This window comes from Alteromonas gracilis (assembly GCF_002993325.1).
Taxonomy (GTDB): Bacteria; Pseudomonadota; Gammaproteobacteria; order Enterobacterales; family Alteromonadaceae; genus Alteromonas; species Alteromonas gracilis.
The window spans coordinates 82738-100763 of the sequence record NZ_PVNO01000022.1; the positions used below are offsets into that span (position 1 = coordinate 82738).

General features: G+C 44.3%; 19 protein-coding genes. 4 read left to right on the forward strand and 15 right to left on the reverse strand.

Annotation, left to right across the window (positions count from 1 at the left end):
• Window positions 1-108: 108 nt before the first annotated feature.
• Entirely contained in the window at window positions 109-843 is a 735-nt protein-coding gene (rutB, locus tag C6Y39_RS05915; RefSeq protein WP_105930379.1) for a pyrimidine utilization protein B, read from the reverse strand.
• Window positions 843-1931: a pyrimidine utilization protein A gene (rutA, locus tag C6Y39_RS05920; RefSeq protein WP_014950780.1), complete on the reverse strand. Its 1089-nt coding sequence runs from the start codon at window positions 1929-1931 to the stop codon at window positions 843-845. The genes rutB and rutA overlap by 1 nt, the downstream gene beginning before the upstream one ends.
• A 310-nt stretch (window positions 1932-2241) precedes the next feature.
• On the opposite strand from rutA, the gene rutR reads away from it, so the two are divergent.
• Window positions 2242-2913: an HTH-type transcriptional regulator RutR gene (gene rutR / locus C6Y39_RS05925; RefSeq protein ID WP_105930380.1), complete on the forward strand. Its 672-nt coding sequence runs from the start codon at window positions 2242-2244 to the stop codon at window positions 2911-2913.
• Between the two features lie 96 nt (window positions 2914-3009).
• Here rutR and C6Y39_RS05930 read toward each other — a convergent pair whose 3' ends face one another.
• A complete protein-coding gene (locus tag C6Y39_RS05930) occupies window positions 3010-3681 on the reverse strand; it encodes a Crp/Fnr family transcriptional regulator (RefSeq protein WP_105930381.1) in 672 nt (223 codons plus the stop codon).
• A gap of 87 nt (window positions 3682-3768) precedes the next feature.
• Between C6Y39_RS05930 and C6Y39_RS05935 the strand changes: the two genes are divergently transcribed.
• From C6Y39_RS05935 to C6Y39_RS05945, 3 genes are all read left to right on the forward strand, one after another.
• The gene (locus C6Y39_RS05935) at window positions 3769-4662 is read left to right on the forward strand and encodes a sterol desaturase family protein (protein WP_240618820.1); all 894 of its coding nucleotides are present in this window, start codon (window positions 3769-3771) and stop codon (window positions 4660-4662) included.
• Between the two features lie 105 nt (window positions 4663-4767).
• Entirely contained in the window at window positions 4768-4992 is a 225-nt protein-coding gene (locus C6Y39_RS05940) for a VF530 family protein (RefSeq protein WP_105930382.1), read from the forward strand.
• Window positions 4993-5130: 138 nt separating this feature from the next.
• Window positions 5131-6399 (forward strand): ABC transporter substrate-binding protein, encoded by a 1269-nt coding sequence (locus tag C6Y39_RS05945; protein ID WP_105930383.1) that lies wholly within the window; start codon window positions 5131-5133, stop codon window positions 6397-6399.
• 44 nt (window positions 6400-6443) lie between these two features.
• On the opposite strand, the gene C6Y39_RS05950 is transcribed toward C6Y39_RS05945, so the two are convergent.
• From C6Y39_RS05950 to fabV, 12 genes are all read right to left on the reverse strand, one after another.
• Entirely contained in the window at window positions 6444-7334 is an 891-nt protein-coding gene (locus tag C6Y39_RS05950; protein WP_105930384.1) for an MBL fold metallo-hydrolase, read from the reverse strand.
• 63 nt (window positions 7335-7397) lie between these two features.
• Window positions 7398-7646, reverse strand: coding sequence for a DUF1653 domain-containing protein (locus C6Y39_RS05955; RefSeq protein WP_105930444.1), 249 nt, complete (start codon window positions 7644-7646; stop codon window positions 7398-7400).
• 205 nt (window positions 7647-7851) lie between these two features.
• Window positions 7852-8925 (reverse strand): DNA polymerase IV, encoded by a 1074-nt coding sequence (gene dinB / locus C6Y39_RS05960; RefSeq protein ID WP_105930385.1) that lies wholly within the window; start codon window positions 8923-8925, stop codon window positions 7852-7854.
• A 208-nt stretch (window positions 8926-9133) separates the two neighbouring features.
• On the reverse strand, window positions 9134-9367 hold the full coding sequence (gene nqrM / locus C6Y39_RS05965) for a (Na+)-NQR maturation NqrM (protein WP_105930386.1): 234 nt from the start codon (window positions 9365-9367) through the stop codon (window positions 9134-9136).
• 9 nt (window positions 9368-9376) lie between these two features.
• Window positions 9377-10402 (reverse strand): FAD:protein FMN transferase, encoded by a 1026-nt coding sequence (locus C6Y39_RS05970; RefSeq protein WP_105930387.1) that lies wholly within the window; start codon window positions 10400-10402, stop codon window positions 9377-9379.
• A gap of 115 nt (window positions 10403-10517) precedes the next feature.
• Window positions 10518-11750: an NADH:ubiquinone reductase (Na(+)-transporting) subunit F gene (gene nqrF, locus C6Y39_RS05975; RefSeq protein WP_105930388.1), complete on the reverse strand. Its 1233-nt coding sequence runs from the start codon at window positions 11748-11750 to the stop codon at window positions 10518-10520.
• Window positions 11751-11770: 20 nt separating this feature from the next.
• Window positions 11771-12379 carry an NADH:ubiquinone reductase (Na(+)-transporting) subunit E gene (nqrE, locus tag C6Y39_RS05980; protein ID WP_014950794.1) on the reverse strand — a complete coding sequence of 203 codons (609 nt, stop codon included), beginning with the start codon at window positions 12377-12379 and terminating at the stop codon, window positions 11771-11773.
• Window positions 12380-12382: 3 nt separating this feature from the next.
• Window positions 12383-13015 (reverse strand): NADH:ubiquinone reductase (Na(+)-transporting) subunit D, encoded by a 633-nt coding sequence (locus C6Y39_RS05985; RefSeq protein WP_014999629.1) that lies wholly within the window; start codon window positions 13013-13015, stop codon window positions 12383-12385.
• Between the two features lie 10 nt (window positions 13016-13025).
• Complete coding sequence (locus C6Y39_RS05990) at window positions 13026-13790, reverse strand: Na(+)-translocating NADH-quinone reductase subunit C (RefSeq protein WP_105930389.1); 765 nt, start codon at window positions 13788-13790, stop codon at window positions 13026-13028.
• Window positions 13780-14982: an NADH:ubiquinone reductase (Na(+)-transporting) subunit B gene (locus tag C6Y39_RS05995; protein ID WP_014950797.1), complete on the reverse strand. Its 1203-nt coding sequence runs from the start codon at window positions 14980-14982 to the stop codon at window positions 13780-13782. Before C6Y39_RS05995 ends, C6Y39_RS05990 begins: the two co-directional genes overlap by 11 nt.
• Before the next feature lie 3 nt (window positions 14983-14985).
• Entirely contained in the window at window positions 14986-16326 is a 1341-nt protein-coding gene (locus C6Y39_RS06000; RefSeq protein WP_105930390.1) for a Na(+)-translocating NADH-quinone reductase subunit A, read from the reverse strand.
• Window positions 16327-16837: 511 nt separating this feature from the next.
• Window positions 16838-18016 (reverse strand): enoyl-ACP reductase FabV, encoded by a 1179-nt coding sequence (fabV, locus tag C6Y39_RS06005; protein ID WP_105930391.1) that lies wholly within the window; start codon window positions 18014-18016, stop codon window positions 16838-16840.
• Between the last annotated feature and the right edge of the window lie 10 nt (window positions 18017-18026).

Here is an 18026-nt window from a genome sequence, read left to right on the forward strand (position 1 = left end):
TGGATGCTTTGCTGCCTAGCGCCTATAACTGGTTTATTTCAATTTGTGCTAACTGATTAATCGTGTTGTTTTTGTCTCTGTAGCTAATCGAAGCTAAGTAGAAAGCGTCTAACTCGCTCCTTCAAATACTTCGCAAAATTGCGCAGTAGTAGACACCCATCCGAAGAACGTCTGAATATTGAAAAGTGACGCCTCGTGAATATCGGGCGGACCAGCTTGGTATGCAGCATCGGCCAACACCACGCCAAAATATTCCAGGTGAAAGCCATCGCGCAGCGTAGATTCCACACACACATTAGTTGCAATGCCCGTAAACACTAAGTTGCGAATACCGCGTGCGCGAAGCATGCTGTCTAAATTGGTGTTGTAAAAACCGCTGTAACGGGTTTTCGGGATAACGATGTCGTCGGTTTGAGGTTTTAGCGCGTCGACAAGCGCATAGTCCCAAGTGCCTTTGGCAAGCAAACTACCCTTAAGCTCTGGCTGTTTACGCATGGTTTTGAGGGCGTTAGACTTATACCAATTAGGTGAACCCGGGCCGCCAGCTTCTTTATAGTCGGCATCCCAACCATTTTGCAGAAAGACAACCGGCATGCCCGCAGCGCGAGCGGTATCAAGCACCTTGACGGTATTTTCAATAACAGGCGCAGTAGTAGATACGTCAAAACCAGCTTTGTCTAAATAACCGTTTTTACTGGCATAAGCGTTCTGCAAATCCACAACTATCACGGCCGTTTCAGATGGGTTTAGGGTTAAAGGCTCAGGTTTAGCCGGCAGTACGGGCTGCCCTGTTTGGCGTGCTTGAAAGCACCCCGATACTTCAAATACTTCACCGGCAGACATTAGGCTGCTCCCGATGTGCTAAGCAAGTGCTGACGGGATTTCATTAACGGCTGAATTTTAGTACCAAAATCATCCATGCCTTTAAGGAAGTCATCAAAGGTTAGCAATACGCCTTCACAGCCTGGCACTGTGGCAATTTCATCTAGCATAGAAGCCACCGATTCGTACGAGCCAACAAGCGTCCCCATATTCAGGTTTACCGCTGAGGTTGGGTTGGTCATATCGCGAATATTAGTGTCTTTACCCGATTTCTTATCAGCGGCCCCTTGCGTTGCCATCCAATCTAACGCGGACTGATCTTTACCGTCTTTATAGCTTTCCCATTTCGCCATGGCTGCTTCGTCGGTTTCATCGGCAATAACCATGATAAGTACCGCTGACCCCACGCTGCGACCGTGTTTTTCAGCCGCTTCGGTTAAGCGCGCTGCGGTAGGAGCAAATGCAGTAGGTGTATTCACACCTTTGCCAAAACAGAAGTTATAGTCGGCATGACGGGCCGAGAAATCCATGCCAGCTGCGCTTTGGCCCGCACAGATAAGTGGAATTTTTCGTTGTGGTTTGGGCAGCATGCGACAATCATCCATTTGGAAATGCTCGCCTTTAAAATCGCTTTTTCCGGTTTCCCATAACTCTTTTACTACCTGAATGTATTCATCTAAGTATTCGTAGCGGTTACCGAAGAATTCATCGCCCGGCCACATACCCATTTGCGAATATTCAGGGCGCTGCCATCCGGTAACAAGGTTGACCCCAAAACGACCGTTGGAAATAGAATCGATGGTACTGGCCATACGCGCCATGATCGCAGGTGGCAAGACTAGTGTGGCAGCTGTGGCGTATAGCTGAATTTTTGAGGTAACGGCGGCAAGGCCTGCCATTAACGTAAACGACTCTAAGTTGTAGTCCCAAAATTCGGTTTCACCGCCAAAACCGCGCAACTTGATCATAGAGAGCGCGAAGTCCATATCGTACTTTTCTGCCTTCATTACAATCTCTTTGTTGAGATCGAATGATGGTTTGAACTGAGGCGAATTTTTCGAAATTAGCCAGCCGTTGTTACCAATCGGAATAAATACACCTATATCCATGTTGTTCCCTCTGCTTGTATGCGTTTTAAGCGGTTAACCCCGCTTTTTTTAAGGTTGCCGAATTCAAAACATTGAAGTGGCGGTATACATAGTGAACAGCATAAAGCAGGCCAAATTATTAAATTCATAAAATTCAGTGACTTAAACAATTTCACAGTTTAAATTGGACTCATTGGTTCAAAATGGAACACCAAGTCCAGTGCAATTGAACTTAATTGGTGCATATTTGTGCGAATGGGTTTATAGCAACGAAAACTCCACGTAAACTAGGTATCAGATCGCGAAGAACACGGTTAAGAAGAGATGAGAAGTGAGTAAACCTGAAGGTCACGTAAATACAAAAACAGCAAGAGCATTTAGCCCTACAACTCAAAAGCGGCGTGAACAAGCCCTCCAAGAAAAGCGCACCCGAATTATGGATGCTGCACTTTCCTTGTTTTCAAAAAACGGCGTTAGCGGTACTACGGTAGAGCAAGTTTCAGAGTTAGCGAATGTCTCAAAGAGTAACTTGCTTTATTACTTTAAAAGTAAAGATGGATTGTACTTATCGGTTATCACCCACCTGCTGGATGTATGGTTAACGCCCCTTCAGAGCTTTTCAGCAGAACAAGACCCTATAGAAACCCTAAGCAACTACATTAAAGTAAAACTTGAAATGTCGAGAGACAACCCAGCCGAATCTAAGCTTTTTTGTATGGAAGTAGTACAAGGTGCGCCCCTTTTAATAAAAGAATTAGAAACGCCGCTTAAAACATTGCTGGATGCAAAAAGCGCCGTCATTAACGAATGGATAAAAGCAGGTAAGTTAAAACCGGTCGACCCCATACATTTGATATTCAGCATTTGGGCTATTACTCAGCATTACGCCGATTTTAGCGTGCAGATAAAAGCTGTAACCGGAAAAAACTTAAGCGACCCGGTTTTCTTCGATACCACCCTTAATAATATTCAACACATTTTATTAGACGGCCTAAAGCCTTGATAAAAATCTAATAAATTGGAAGGACGCTCAATGTATTTTGTTTAGATAAGACATGCAGTAGGTCGTTGTAATTTTTGAGTGAGTACCAAGAGCCCCCTACAAAGGTAATAAAGACGAACTGTCTTTTAAAAAATTTTTAAGGCGCTCAACATTGGTAATTGCTATTCCCCCATATCGTTTCTCTATGAGTTGTAAGTCATACAGCTTAGTAAGCGACTTATGTGCGGTAAGTACTGTTACTCCCAACCTCTCTGCATAATCGCTTTGCCGCAGGGGTATGACGTCACTTTGTGTGGTCAAATATGACTGGTAAATCAACTTTGCCAATTGAACGTAAGTGGGTAGACGTCGAATATCATCTAGCCTTTCTAGCGCCGCATGAAGCTTTATTGCGAGTGATCGAGAGATAAAGTCAGAGATTTCGGGATGCTGGTTTATAAGAGAACGAAAAGCAGGTTCAGGGATCTGCAATATCTTACTTTGGGTTAGCGCTTGTGCATGGTGAGTTCTGGCAAGTGAAGCATATAACGTAAATTCTCCGAACGTATCTCCGCGTTGCAGTATGGTGGTGATTTGATAGCTGCCGTCTAATCCATAGTTACCTATTTTAACGTCTCCCGCCACTACAATAGACAACCCTTTATTCTTGCTTCCTCTATCGTGAATAGTAGAGCTAGCTGCATAGGTTATTACCTTTCCAAAGGGCATACAAATATCGAGGTAATCATCAGGCATAACCGTCTGCTGTATACCGTGAATGTACGACATGCTTATCAAATCTATATAAATATATATTCTACGATGTTAACGCAATGTAAATTCAATCTCAACAATCTTGTGGTGTGAGTGATTACTATGAGTTATCAATGGGCAATTTTGGCTGTTTTCGTTACGTTCGCTTTGCTTGAAGCGAAGAACGGTAAGCTATTTAAAAAAGCGACAGAAGTCAGCGATGATGGAAAAGTAGAGTTTATCGGTACGTTACTATTATTTACCGTAACACAACCTCTGGTTCTCTTTTGCTCTGTTGCAATAATGAGGTTAGCATTCCCCCAATTTCAGGGAGTACTTGCAGATTCCTCTACTCTCTTGCACTTAGCGCTGCTTTTAATATTTGATGACATGATGCAATACTGGTGGCACAGGCTTTCGCACTCAACCCGATTTCTCTACAACTTACATAGAGCCCACCATAACGCTAAGTACATGAGTGTTCGTATTATCTACAGAAATAACTTCTTCTATTACTTATTTATGCCGTCATTATGGTTTTCTGGCGCGCTAATCTATATGGGATTGGGTTGGACTTACGCCCTTTATTTAGTGGTAAAGCTTACTGTGATAACTGGCGCTCATGCAGAATGGAAGTGGGACAAAGTGCTGTACAGTATACCTTGGTTACATCCTATTGCCTGGGTGGTTGAACGCACTATATCGACGCCTTCTACACATAGCGCGCACCATGGATTGAAAGCAGATGACGGAGTGACCAACTACAAAGGTAATTATGGCAACCTATTGTTCTTTTGGGATGTGCTCTTTGGCACTGCAAAAATTACAAGGCAGTATCCCAAGGAATACGGGATTGAAGGTATGTTTTATGCCAACTGGAAAGAGCAACTCATATGGCCGCTTTATAAAACGCCGAGAAAGCCAAAGCAGCTAAAGGCCCCATCCTCCAGTGCCAATTTACCGGAACTCAGCTCAGAACAACAAACCATGCAGCAGGCTACGAAGAGCAGTGCTTAATGCGGCTTTATCAGGTTATGGGGTCAGAGTAATGACTCTGACCCCATAACCTATTACGTTCGTGATAAACTTACAGCTTGAATAGAAACAGAGCAGCGACACGTCATGAACCAACAACCTAATAATCCGCTTCACGGTTTAACTTTAGAGACAATCGTCACGCAACTTCACGAACGATATGGCTGGGATGGGTTGTATTACCGTATCAAAGTGAACTGCTTTAATAACGACCCATCTATTAAGTCATCCCTTAAATTTTTAAGAAAAACACAATGGGCAAGAGATAAAGTAGAGCAGCTTTACATACAAACGTTTAAACAGCCTGAATAGCCCTTTCAGTCAAAGGGTCTCATCTAACTATGACAATAGCCTTGCGTTTTTTAACTAGCGACTCCCCTCTCATGTACTACACTTCAAATACAGCTAATGAATAATTTTTGAATGTTTTGATTTACAAGGGATGTTGATATGTGGGGTAAAAGTAAGCCGGAGTGGCTTAAGTTTTTCTTTCTACCGTCCTTTTTCTATTTCTACTTTACCTTCCCCGTTTCTGCTGTGGATTGTGAAGAAGCGAAGGGCACATTAAATGTGTCATTGCTTATTTTTAGTGTCGAACAACGAAATGCCTTTGAAGAAATGGCAGCGAACTTTTCAGCACAATGCCCGGGTATAGATATTGTTTACTCATCGTCAGATGATACCGGCTACAAGCAAATGACTGGGCTGTGGTTAAGCGACAACCCTAATCTAGATCTCATGGTATGGTTGTGGCCTGTCGAGCTAAAAAAGGTCATTGAGAGAAGGTTGATAGAACCTTTAACGTCTCTTTGGACAGAAACAGAGCTTCAGAAATATCCAAACGAAATGAAAGAATTGATTACTCATAAAGGAGAGCAATTCGGCGTTCCTTTATCAGTGGGTTTTTGGGGATTTTTTGCCAACCGAAACGTCCTAAAAGAATTTGAAATCAATCGTCTTGAAAATATTAGCGATCTGCTTAGTGCATGCCGAACACTGTCTCGAAATCAAATTGTTCCTATCGGTTTAGGGTTAGAAGAAAAGTGGCCTGTTCTAGCACTGTTTGACTATTTAAATCTCAAAGTAAACGGGCTTTATTTTCACAATCAGGTAATGGAAGGAAATGTAAAATTTACTGATAAGAAGGTGTTAGCGGTACTTCAATTGTGGAGAGAAATGATTGATAACCAATGTTTTCTAAAAAATGCTGATGAGTACACACAAAAGCAAGTTCTCCCATTCCTGTATCGCGATAGAGTGGGAATGGTGCTTTCAGGAAATTATACGATAAGCCAGATCCCTGATGCGGTCTCTGAAAAGCTGGAATTTATCCCTTTTCCTTTTGTGGATGAGAAGATAGTCCAGTTTGAAATTGCCCCTACGGATTTTCTCATTCTTCGCGCAAGCAGCAAAAAAAAATCACTTGCTAAAGTATTTTTACGATACGTAATTCAAGATGATGTACAAGCCCTACTCAATCAAAGGCTTAATTTTCTACCCGCACACCCAGATGCCCAAATAAGTGATGTGAGCTTTGTTCAACGCGGTAGCTCTAATTTAAAAAAGGCCGAAGGAGTAGTACAGTTTTTCGACCGCTCTACGAGTAAGGATTACTATCAGCCGCTCAGTGACATTCTCGTAGACTTTATGGATACAGGAAATGTAGACAAAACAGCGTTAGAGATGGAAACAGTTAGGCAGCGGCTCTTCGATTCATAGAGAGTTTAGAGCCGCATAGCTTTATAGTTAAATAAGTTCAGCCTCTACGCATCTTTGTATAGCGTCGTTATCCACTTCTCTTCATTGATGAAATCCCAACTCCAATCAGCCCATTTGTCATCTAAGCCCATCGCTTTCACTTCATCAAGAGTTTTTCCGTCTTGCTTAAGTGCTTTCACGTAGTCAAAAGTTTCGCTGATCATAGCTAAAAACGCGCTGTATTCTTGCTTATTGCTAATATCACCGTGACCTGGAATTATAACCGTCTCGTCATTTATTTTAGTCAGTAGCTGCTTTACTGAGTCCATATAGCCAACGACATTGCCACCTGCGCCTTGGTCAATGTAGGGAAAACGACCGTTAAAAAATAAGTCGCCTGTATGCATGACATTTGGTTGCTCGAACCACACTACGCTATCGCCATCGGTGTGGCCGACGGCTAAATGCATTACGTGAAGGGTTTCACCATTAAAGTAAATTTTAATCCCGTCTTCATAAGTGATGGTTGGCAGGGCTTCGGGTTTTACTTTTTCATCGTTAGCTAGACGAACACGCACATTTTCATGGGCAAGAATAGTCGCGCCTTTGTGGCTATGAAAAAACGCATTAGAGCCAGTGTGGTCGCCGTGATAATGGGTGTTTATTACATATTTTGGTTTATCGCTGCCTAACTCCCCAAGCTGCGCCGCTATTTTTTCAGCAAGTGGCGCAAATTGGTCGTCAATGATCAAAACGCCGTCTTCCCCAGCTGATACGCCGATATTTCCGCCAGCTCCTGTAAGCATGTGCACAGAGCCCTTTATTGCCGTCGCTTTCACTTCGACATCGGCAAACCTATCTTGTGCAATTGCAGGGTTAATCGTTGAATAGATCAAAGGGCTAGCAGCAATAAGTGCGGCCATGATATGCGCGCTAAAACGAGGTGCAGTTTTCATTATTATTTCCTTGTAGAAAGTCTGTTTAAATAAGACCTCTTACACTATGACCCAATTTCACAATTAGATCATTTTTTCATCATCAGGAATATCACCAACATAAGCAAAGCGAGGGAATGTTTCCCCATCTCTTTCTACCGATTCTACAAACATCTCAAGGGGGCGAACCCACAACGCTTTTTCACCGTAACACGGCCGATACACCACTAACTTGCTTTCATCTTCCGAATGGTTGGCCACCTCGTATACATCGTATAAATTGCCTTTGTAGTGTTTATAACGACCGGGGGTTTTGAGTTGATTTGAGTTCATAATGTTCTTCATTAAAAGAGTAATAAAATAGCAGCAGTTAGCTGCTTTGTTTGAGTGCCGCAGATAAAAATGCCTTGGCTGCCAAACCACTAGTCTGTGCTTTCGCTACGCAAGATAGCATCAGCGGTATGCCCCACAACTTCGCCGCACTAACTATAACAAGCGACTACAGCGCACGAGCCTTAAAAATGCATGATACCTTTAGTTAAATCTGTTCAAAAGGCAAAACCAATTGCTGAGTTGATTGATCGGCCGCAAGCCCTATGTGCACGCCCACAAGACGGATACCTCGCCCTGTTGCCCGTTCAAAGGCTTCCTGCATCAATGTGCGAAAGTACGCTTCATTAAGGGTTGCGCAGCGATGTTCAACCGTGGTTAGCTGGAAATCATTAAACTTGAGCTTAACACCTTGGGTTCGAATACGTACAGGCTTGCCCGTTCGCTTTTTGTGATTTTCCATTCGTTCTTGAAGCTTCTCAAACAGGTGCGGCAAAAAGTCGAGGCACTGATCGAACGTGTGTATATCTTCGTTTAACGTGCGTTCTACACCGATAGATTTGCGTTCACGAGATACGGATAGCTCACGCTCATCAATCCCGTGGGCACGCTCCCACAATACACTGCCGAATTTTCCAAGCTCTTTTTGAATACGTTCAAAGGGATATTTGCGAACATCGTTGCAGGTATTAAGCCCCATGCGCTGAAGCTTTTGCATAGTAACCTTGCCCACGCCCGGAATTTTCTTTAGCGGCATGTCGCGCACAAACTCATCGAGTTTGTCGGGAGTTATCACGCAAATGCCGTCGGGCTTGTTTTCATCACTGGCTACTTTTGCCACAAACTTACAGGGCGCCACTCCTGCTGAAGCAGTAAGACCTAGTTCTTTTTGTATACGAGCGCGTATCTCTTCAGCTATTAATGTAGCACTGCCACCACAAAACTCACTGTTGGTAACATCTAGGTAGGCTTCGTCTAATGATAGAGGCTCAATTAAGTCGGTATAGTCAGCAAAAATCTTACGTATTTTTTGCGACTCGGCAGCGTACACATCCATGCGCCCTTTCACTAAAGTGAGGTTTGGGCATAGTTTCAGGGCATACGCTGTAGCCATGGCTGAACGTACACCAAATTTGCGGGCGGGATAGTTACAGGTAGAGATAACGCCACGACGGTCGGCACTGCCGCCAATGGCAATAGGAATATCGCGCAAGGCTGGGTTATCGCGCATTTCAACTGCGGCGTAAAAACAATCCATGTCGACGTGGATAATTTTTCGCATTACCTGCCTTTGCTATATCGCTACAAACGTAAAACTGTACAAAAAGACAGTATATTATTAATAGTGCTGAATTACACTATCTAATCATGGCTTCTAAATCGAAGTAATGGCTCGCACTTATATTTGAAGGCAATGCTAAAAAACAAAAAAGCGCTGTCGATTTACTCTAACAGCGCTTCTAAATATTAAGCCAACGAGAGACTAAGCATTACAAAATTTGATTTTGTTTCCACTCGTTTAACTTTTTCTGGCGGGCTTCTTCTTTTTCCATGCGCGACTTTTTACGATCGCACGGTTCTGGGCAGTCACAGGCTTTCTCAATACCTAGTGCGCCTAAGCCACCACAACTTCCAGAAATCGTTTTTTTCTGAACTAGGTAACCGATGGCCATAGCCAGAACCATAGTAAGAAAGAAACCAAAAGCAAGAATGAATGTAGACATCGCTACCCCCTAATTATGAACTGTGACCAGTTTATCAAATTCTGGCGACGCATACTCTTCAAATCCGTCATCTGTGCGACGAATGAGAAATACGGCAAGCTGTTCTTGCTCTGCAACCGCTATCGCCTGTTCCCATCCCATCACATTAAACGCTGTCGCCAAACCATCTGACGTCATAGATGATGGGTGAACAACTGTGACCGACACCAAGTTATGGGAAATTGGTTTTCCCGTTGTGGGGTCGATTAGGTGCGAGTAACGAACACCGTCTTCTTCATAGTAGTTGCGATAATCACCGGATGTTGCCACGGCATTAGTACCAATAGACACCACTTTTTGTACAGCGCGCTCAGTAGTAACCGGTTTTTCGATAGCAATAAGCCATTCACTGCCGTCACCGCGTTCACCTTTTACGCGCATTTCACCGCCTATTTCCACAAGGTAGTTTTCAATACCGTGCTTTTCAAGGATCTCTGCCACTTCATCAACGCCAAACCCTTTAGCAATGGTCGACAAGTCGACATACAACATTGGGTGGCTTTTCTTTAAGCCCGTCGGCGTGGTTAATAGCTTTTTATATCCTACATACTCTCGAATCTCGTCGATGTCTGCCTGGCTCGGTACTTTTTCAGGGCGCTTTGTTGGGCCAAAGCCCCATAGGTTAACCAGTGGACCAACGGTTACATCGAGTACGCCGCCACTGAGGTTTGCCAAGCGCAGTGCCTCATTTACCACGGTAAGTGTATCTGGCGACACAGCAAAGTTATCGGTGTAGCGGTATTGATTAAACCTTGATAACTCTGATGTAGGGTCATAGGTCGACATCATCTTATTAACGTCAACAAGACGGGCGTCTATTTCAGCCTGTAAGCCTTCTACTGGCGTTTCAGCTACAAGGTATTTCACATTGTAGGTTGTACCCATAGTTTGGCCCTGAAGGTGGACCACAGGCGTTTTGTCATCGCTACAGCTTGCTAGTAAAAGAATACCTATAGCAAAAAAAGCGAGAAAAATTCGAATTGCAAATCGAATCACAGTGTTGTCCTTACTAACATGTACACAGCCTTGAGGCGAGATGTACGTTGCGCGTTAAGCTTATACAAAAAAGGGGCTTTCGCCCCTTTATTAAATTGCTTGTTAGCTTGGTAGCTTAGCCACCGAAGTCATCTAGCATGATGTTTTCGTCCTCAACACCTAAATCTTTAAGCATGTTGATTACGGCCGCGTTCATCATCGGTGGTCCACACATGTAGAACTCACAGTCTTCTGGTGCAGGGTGATCTTTCAAGTAGTTCTCTAGAAGTACTTGGTGAATGAACCCTGTGTAGCCTTCCCAGTTGTCCTCTGGCTGAGGATCAGAAAGTGCTACGTGCCACTCAAAGTTATCGTTTTCTGCTGCTAACTCGTCGAAGTCTTCTGTGTAGAACATTTCACGAAGTGAACGTGCACCGTACCAGAAGCTCATCTTACGCTTAGACTTAAGACGACGAAGCTGATCGAAGATGTGTGAACGCATTGGGGCCATACCAGCACCACCACCAACGAATACCATTTCGTTTTCAGTTTCTTTCGCGAAGAATTCACCGAATGGACCAGAGATAGTCGCTTTGTCACCTTCTTTCAGGCTCCAAATGTACGATGACATTTTACCAGCAGGTAGACTTAGGTTATTAGGTGGCGGCGTAGCGATACGCACGTTCAACATAATAATGCCTTCTTCTTCTGGGTAGTTCGCCATTGAGTAAGCACGAATAGTCTCTTCGTCTACTTTAGACTCGATGTCAAAGAAGCCAAAACGCTCCCAGTCACCGCGATACTCTTCAGGAATCTCAAAGTCTTTGTACTTAACATGGTGAGCTGGCGCTTCAATCTGAATATAACCACCTGCACGGAAAGGTACGCTTTCACCGTTAGGAATTTTAAGCTTAAGCTCTTTGATGAAGGTTGCTTTGTTATCGTTAGAGATAACTTCACAATCCCACTTCTTAACACCAAATACCGACTCTTCTAGCTCAATTTCCATGTCCTGCTTGATAGCAACCTGACATGAAAGACGGCAGCCTTCGCGCGCTTCACCTTTAGTGATGTGGTCTAGTTCAGTTGGAAGGATTTCACCACCACCTGAGTGTACATCTACACGACACTGGCCACATGAGCCACCGCCACCACACGCAGACGATACGAAGTAACCTGCGTCAGCTAGTGCACCAAGAAGTTTGCCACCCGGTGCAGTTTTGATTGCCTTGTCTGGGTCACCATTGATAGTGATGGTTACATCACCACTTGGTACCAATTTAGACTTGGCAAACATAATGATAAATACTAGCGCCAATACGATGGCAATAAACATGCCGACGCCAAGAAATATTTCTACGTTATTCATTTATATGCTCCCGAGCTCTATTACAGCTGAATACCAGTGAATGACTGGAAGCCAAGTGCCATTAGGCCAGCGATCATGAATACAGAACCAAGACCACGAACACCATCAGGCATATCAGCATACTTCAGCTTTTCACGTACTGCCGCTAGCAATACAATTGCTAATGCCCAGCCCATACCACTACCAACGCCGTAAACGATGCTTTCAGTGAAGTTGTATTCACGCTGTACCGCAAACGCCACACCACCGAAGATTGCACAGTTAACGGTAATTAGCGGAAGGAAGATACCTAGTGCGTTGTAAAGCGCAGGGAAGAACTTGTCTAAGCTCATCTCTAGAATCTGTACCAACGCCGCAATAACACCGATAAACGTTAGGAAGTTAAGGAAGCTTAGGTCAGCTTCTGGGAAACCTGCCCATGCTAGTGCGCCTGGAGCAAGAATGTTTACATAAATAACTTGGTTAACAGGTACAGAGATACCTAGTACCACGATAACAGCAACACCAAGACCCATAGCAGTTTTAACTTTCTTAGATACCGCTAGGAATGTACACATACCTAAGAAAAGTGATAACGCCATGTTCTCAACGAAAATTGAGCGAACAAATAACGACAAATAATGTTCCATGACTTACTCCTTAGGCTCTACTTGCTCTGGACGGATAGTACGGATAAACCAAATCATACCGCCGATTAAGAAGAATGAGCTGAATGGTAGGATCAACAAACCGTTACCTTGATACCAGCCACCGTTTTGAACCAGTGGAAGGATTTCGAAACCTAAAATAGTACCGAAACCAAATAGCTCTTTAATTGTACCAATTACAACTAGAATGAAAGAGTAACCCAAGCCGTTACCGATACCATCAAGGAAGCTCATCAGAGGTGGGCTCTTCATGGCGTAAGCTTCAGCACGACCCATTACGATACAGTTAGTAATGATAAGACCAACGAATACCGACAGCTGCTTCGATATCTCATACGAATACGCTTTCAGAATTTGGTCAACAACGATTACCAACGACGCAATGATGGTCATCTGGATAATAATTCGAACGCTAGATGGGATCTGGTTGCGAATTAGTGAAATAAACAAGTTTGAGAACGCTACAACGCTGGTAAGCGCAAGCGACATTACCAAGGCTGTTTCCAGCTTAGTGGTAATTGCCAGTGCTGAACAGATACCCAATACCTGTAGGGCGATCGGGTTGTTGTCCAGGATTGGCCCAAAGAGGGCCTTTTTCATTTCTTTAGTATCTGCCATGAGACTTCCCTTATGAACGCCATGCTTGGTTCTTCAGGAACTGGCCGAAGCCTTGCTCGCCTACCCAGTAACGAATTGTGTTTTCAACACCGTTGCTGGTTAGGGTTGCACCTGAAAGCGCATCGATAGTGTGAGGATTGCTAGGGTTAGCATTTTTCACTACGCGAATAGCAACTTCGCCATTCTCGTAAAGCTCTTTGCCGTCCCATTTGTCCTGCCAAGCAGGGTTTTGCACTTCACCACCTAGTCCTGGCGTTTCTTTTTGCTGATAGTAAATAAGCTCGCGAACCGTTTGGCCGTCTGCGTCTACCGCTAAGAAACCGTACATAAGATCCCAAAGGCCGCTGCCGTGTACAGGAAGAATGATACGAGATACATCACCTGCGTCGTCGCGAACTAAGTAAACACTTGCCACGTTAGGGCGGCGCTGGAAACCAACATTGCTGTTAGTTACTTTAGTGCTGTACTCAGTTTCTTTGGCTGCTTTATACATATCGTAATCTGGCTTAGGCGCTTCTACAAAAGTACCTTCGTCAAGATTTACATAACGCTGCTCTACTCGCTCGCTGTACGTGCTTTCAATTGCGTTGTTGCTCATGCCCATTTCGTAAAGGCCTGCAGCATTAAGAATGTTACTCTTTTTATCAAGAGCAGCGTTTGTTTGTTGTAAAGAGCGAAGGCCAACAGCCGCGCCAGAAACAACAATTGAACAAACTAAACATACGGCAACAACAATACCTACCGTTTTGCCTAAAGATTCTTTCTTAGCCGACACGTGCTACCCTCCGCTTGATATTGCTTTGTGCGACGAAATAGTCGAACAGTGGCGCCCACAAGTTAGCAAATAAAATCGCTAGCATTACACCTTCAGGGAAGGCTGGGTTTAGGACGCGGATTAGTACCGTCATGAAACCAATGAAGATACCGTAAGCCCACTTACCTTGGTTTGTGAACGACGCAGAAACTGGGTCTGTCGCCATAAAGAACATACCAAAAGCAAGACCACCAACAACAAAGTGCCAATGTGCAGGCATTGCAAACATAGGGTTAGTATCGCTGCCAATTAGGTTTAGCAAGGTTGCGAAGAACGCTACACCAATTGCTACACCAGCAACAATGCGCCAGCTTGCTATACGCATGTACATGATGAACAAGCCACCAAGAATAATCGCAAGAGTAGACACCTCACCCGCAGAACCTGAGATAGTACCGATGAAGCTGTTCATCCACTGATCCATATTCGCATAGTCAAGGTTGCCAGACGCCGCTTGGCTTAGAGACGTTGCACCAGAATAACCATCCGCCGCTACCCATACTTGGTCCCCTGAAATCTGTGCAGGATACGCAAAGTAAAGGAATGCACGACCAGACAGTGCTGGGTTAAGGAAGTTACGACCTGTACCACCGAATACTTCTTTAGCAATAACAACACCGAAGGTAATACCTAGTGCAACTTGCCATAGAGGAATAGTGGCTGGAAGTGTTAGTGCGAACAATACCGATGTAACAAAGAAACCTTCGTTAACTTCGTGCTTGCGCACAGACGCGAACAATACTTCCCAGAAACCACCTACCGCGAACGTTACCGCGTAGATTGGCAACCAGAAACATGCGCCATAGAAGAACAGACCTAGTGTGCCCGCATTTGCCAAGTCACCGCCAAGTGCAGCGAATAGGCCTGCTTGCCACGTATCAGGAAGTGTACCTGCACCAGCAGCAATTGCTTCTTGCGCTTGGAAGCCGATGTTGTACATACCAAAGAACATAGCTGGGAATGTTGCCATCCATACCATGATCATGATGCGCTTAAGGTCAATGCTGTCACGCACGTGCGTGTTAGCTTTGTTTACTTTACCTGGGGTGTAGAAAATGGTCGCCGCAGCTTCGTAAAGCGCATACCACTTTTCGTGCTTACCACCTGGTTCGAAGTTTGGTTCGATCTTTTCTAAATACGCTTTTAAACCCATGACTTAACCCTCTTTCTCTATCGTGGCCAAACAGTCGCGTAAGATAGGAGCATAGTTATATTTGCCAGGGCATACATAAGTACACAATGCCAAATCTTCTTCGTCCAACTCTAAGCAACCCAATGTCTGAGCACCGTCAGTATCACCAGAAATCAGGTCCCTAAGCAGAAGCGTAGGAATGATATCTAGGGGCATAACGCGTTCGTAATTACCAATTGGAACCATAGAACGTTCAGAACCATTGGTAGTTGTTGTCATATCAAATGTCTTGCTGCCACTTAGGTGACCTAAGTAAGCACGTGTCACTGAGTGCTTATCTGAACCTGGAGTTATCCAGCCAAATAGCTTCTTCTCGCGACCTTCTTTTAGTAGTGAAACTTGCGTGTGGAAACGACCTAGGAAGCCGTGAACGCCCATCGCCGTTGTACCGCTAAGTACAGAACCAGAGATAACACGTATTTCACCGTCAACTTGCTCGTTTGCAGTTAGCTCGGTTAAGTCTGCGCCGATTACCGTGCGCACTAGGCGTGGGTTTGTTGCTGCAGGACCTGCTAGTGAAATAACACGACGGTTATCTAGCTCGCCTGAAGTCAGCAATGCACCAATCGCCATTACGTCTTGGTAATTGATGTGCCAAACCGTTTTGTTCATGCCGGCAGAATCAAGGAAGTGGATGTGAGTACCCGGTAGGCCCGCAGGGTGAGGACCGCCAAATTCTTCAACATCAACTGCCGCATCGCCAGTAGCAACTGACGCACCTGCCGCTTTACAAACGTAAGTCTTGCCGCCGCTCAATTGCGTTAACGCTTTAAGACCATTTACGAAATCGTCTTGGCGCTCAGCAATAATCACAGCAGGATCTGCTGCCAGTGGATTAGTATCCATTGCTGTAACGAAAATTGAACTTGGAACAGAGTCTAGCTTTGGAGATTTGCTAAATGGACGTGTACGGAACGCCGTCCACATGCCTGACTCTACAAGGATTGACTGAAGCTGCTCGCGTGAAGCGCTCGCGATCTGGTCAGCTGCAATTTTGTCAAATGTCACAGCATCACTGCCGCTTACTTTAACAACTACAGACTGAAGAACACGTTTTGCACCACGGTTAACCTCTACCACTTCACCCGCTGCTGGGGCAGTGAATTTAACGCCAGGGTTCTTTTTGTCTTCAAAAAGTACCTGACCTTTCTTCACTACATCGCCAACTTGGACGTGCATGGTAGGGCGCATACCCACATATTCTTCTCCCAGAATGGCAACGCGCGTAGCAGCAGATGCATCAGCAATCTCCTGCTTTGGCGCTCCCTCAATTGGGAGGTCGAGACCTTTCTTGATTTTTATCATATGTAATCGCACTACTCTAATAGAAATACCCTTTTGCATGACCGCAGAAAACCTGCCTGTCAGCATGCAAAAACGCACTATTAACAGGTGTTAGACACCTTTTCGTTGTTGAATGATGGAACTTGCTGCAATTGTTACGGTCAGCCTGTTATGAAGCCGTAACGCATAATTCCTTTTGCGGACGCTTAATTCGCCCTCTTTTTATAGACCACCAGCAGAAATTTACACTTATTATTGTTGTTGTGTAGCTGCAATCGCTACTGCTGTTTTGGTAGAGGCAGAAAAGACCCCTACTTAATTTCGGGATTTTAGCATTAACCCATACGTTTGTGCCACGCTATTTAAGTATAAAGGCAAATTTTTCTACAATTTAATGTAAACCTTTGGTCTCACTCATTTACATTTTGCGAAGCTTTCCTATGTAGCAGACTGTAATTAGACGTAAAAAAGCCGTCAAATCAGACGGCTTTTCATTTTTAAACGTTACGTTAATTAATAGTAAGTTAACGAATTACCACTTAACTAATGGGTCAACTTCGCTATCGTAATCTACGTTTTCTATATCAAAACCGAACAACTTTAAGAACTCATGGTGATAACCTTTATAGTCACTTAAGTCATGAAAGTTCTCTTGTGTCACTTGATCCCACAGCGCTTTAATTTTCGCTTGAGTGGCGTCGTTCGTTTCTTTGCCATCCATACGATAGCGATTTGCTTCATCTAACGTTGGTGTATTGCCGAACAAACACTCTGTAAACAAGCCATAAATCTGTTCAATACAGCCTTCGTGAGTACCCTCTTCTTTCATCACCTTGTATATAAGTGAAATATAAAGTGGCATTACTGGAATGGCCGAGCTTGCTTGCGTAACCAATGCTTTTAACGAGCTCACATTTGCTTGCACAAGTAAGTCGCTGTTTTTGCCTATAATAGCAGCAGCGGCGCGATCAAGGTCTTCTTTCGCTTTTCCAATCGTTGCCTGACCATAGATAGGCCATGTTAACTCTTTACCAATATAGGTATACGCCGTTGTTTTACAGCCTTCAGCAAGCACATCTGCATCGCGCAAAAAGTCCATCCAACGTTCCCAGTCTTCGCCACCCATTACTTTGATAGTGTTCAGAATTTCTTCGTCGTTAGCTGGCTCTAGTGCCACTTCGTGTACTTTGTCTTTATCGGTATCGTAGGTTTTTGTTGTGTATGCGTCACCTACTGGCTTAAGGGTAGACTTATACGTTACACCTGTTTCAGGGTCGGTTCTGCGCGGCGATGCAAGGCTATAGATAACCAAGTCAACCTTGCCCATTTCCGCTTTGATCTTTTCGATGGCTTCGTTTTTGATTTCATCCGAGAATGCATCGCCATTGATGGTGTCTGCATACAGGCCTTTCGCTTTCGCTTTTTCATGAAATGCAGCGGTATTATACCAACCTGCTGTACCTGTTTTTCGTTCCGTGGGGGCTTTCTCGAAACACACTCCGAGTGTTTTTGCGCCATAACCAAACGCTGAAGTGATGCGTGACGCCAAGCCATAGCCTGTAGAGCTTCCAATCACTAATACGTTTTTAGGACCTTCGCCTAAGTCACCTTTTGCTTCCACATAAGCAATTTGTTCTTCAACCGCTTTAGCACAGCCTACCGGATGCGCGTTTGTACAAATGAAGCCTCTCACTTTAGGCTTGATAACCATAATAATTTTC

Bases quoted from the DNA above. Each gene is read 5' to 3' on its own strand.
- rutB (WP_105930379.1), bottom strand. From the start codon at position 843: ATGTCTGCCGGTGAAGTATTTGAAGTATCGGGGTGCTTTCAAGCACGC.
- rutA (WP_014950780.1), bottom strand. From the start codon at position 1,931: ATGGATATAGGTGTATTTATTCCGATTGGTAACAACGGCTGGCTAATT.
- C6Y39_RS05930 (WP_105930381.1), bottom strand. From the start codon at position 3,681: ATGTCGTACATTCACGGTATACAGCAGACGGTTATGCCTGATGATTAC.
- C6Y39_RS05935 (WP_240618820.1), top strand. From the start codon at position 3,769: ATGAGTTATCAATGGGCAATTTTGGCTGTTTTCGTTACGTTCGCTTTG.
- C6Y39_RS05940 (WP_105930382.1), top strand. From the start codon at position 4,768: ATGAACCAACAACCTAATAATCCGCTTCACGGTTTAACTTTAGAGACA.
- C6Y39_RS05945 (WP_105930383.1), top strand. From the start codon at position 5,131: ATGTGGGGTAAAAGTAAGCCGGAGTGGCTTAAGTTTTTCTTTCTACCG.
- C6Y39_RS05950 (WP_105930384.1), bottom strand. From the start codon at position 7,334: ATGAAAACTGCACCTCGTTTTAGCGCGCATATCATGGCCGCACTTATT.
- C6Y39_RS05955 (WP_105930444.1), bottom strand. From the start codon at position 7,646: ATGAACTCAAATCAACTCAAAACCCCCGGTCGTTATAAACACTACAAA.
- dinB (WP_105930385.1), bottom strand. From the start codon at position 8,925: ATGCGAAAAATTATCCACGTCGACATGGATTGTTTTTACGCCGCAGTT.
- nqrM (WP_105930386.1), bottom strand. From the start codon at position 9,367: ATGTCTACATTCATTCTTGCTTTTGGTTTCTTTCTTACTATGGTTCTG.
- nqrF (WP_105930388.1), bottom strand. From the start codon at position 11,750: ATGAATAACGTAGAAATATTTCTTGGCGTCGGCATGTTTATTGCCATC.
- nqrE (WP_014950794.1), bottom strand. From the start codon at position 12,379: ATGGAACATTATTTGTCGTTATTTGTTCGCTCAATTTTCGTTGAGAAC.
- C6Y39_RS05985 (WP_014999629.1), bottom strand. From the start codon at position 13,015: ATGGCAGATACTAAAGAAATGAAAAAGGCCCTCTTTGGGCCAATCCTG.
- C6Y39_RS05995 (WP_014950797.1), bottom strand. From the start codon at position 14,982: ATGGGTTTAAAAGCGTATTTAGAAAAGATCGAACCAAACTTCGAACCA.
- C6Y39_RS06000 (WP_105930390.1), bottom strand. From the start codon at position 16,326: ATGATAAAAATCAAGAAAGGTCTCGACCTCCCAATTGAGGGAGCGCCA.
- fabV (WP_105930391.1), bottom strand. From the start codon at position 18,016: ATGGTTATCAAGCCTAAAGTGAGAGGCTTCATTTGTACAAACGCGCAT.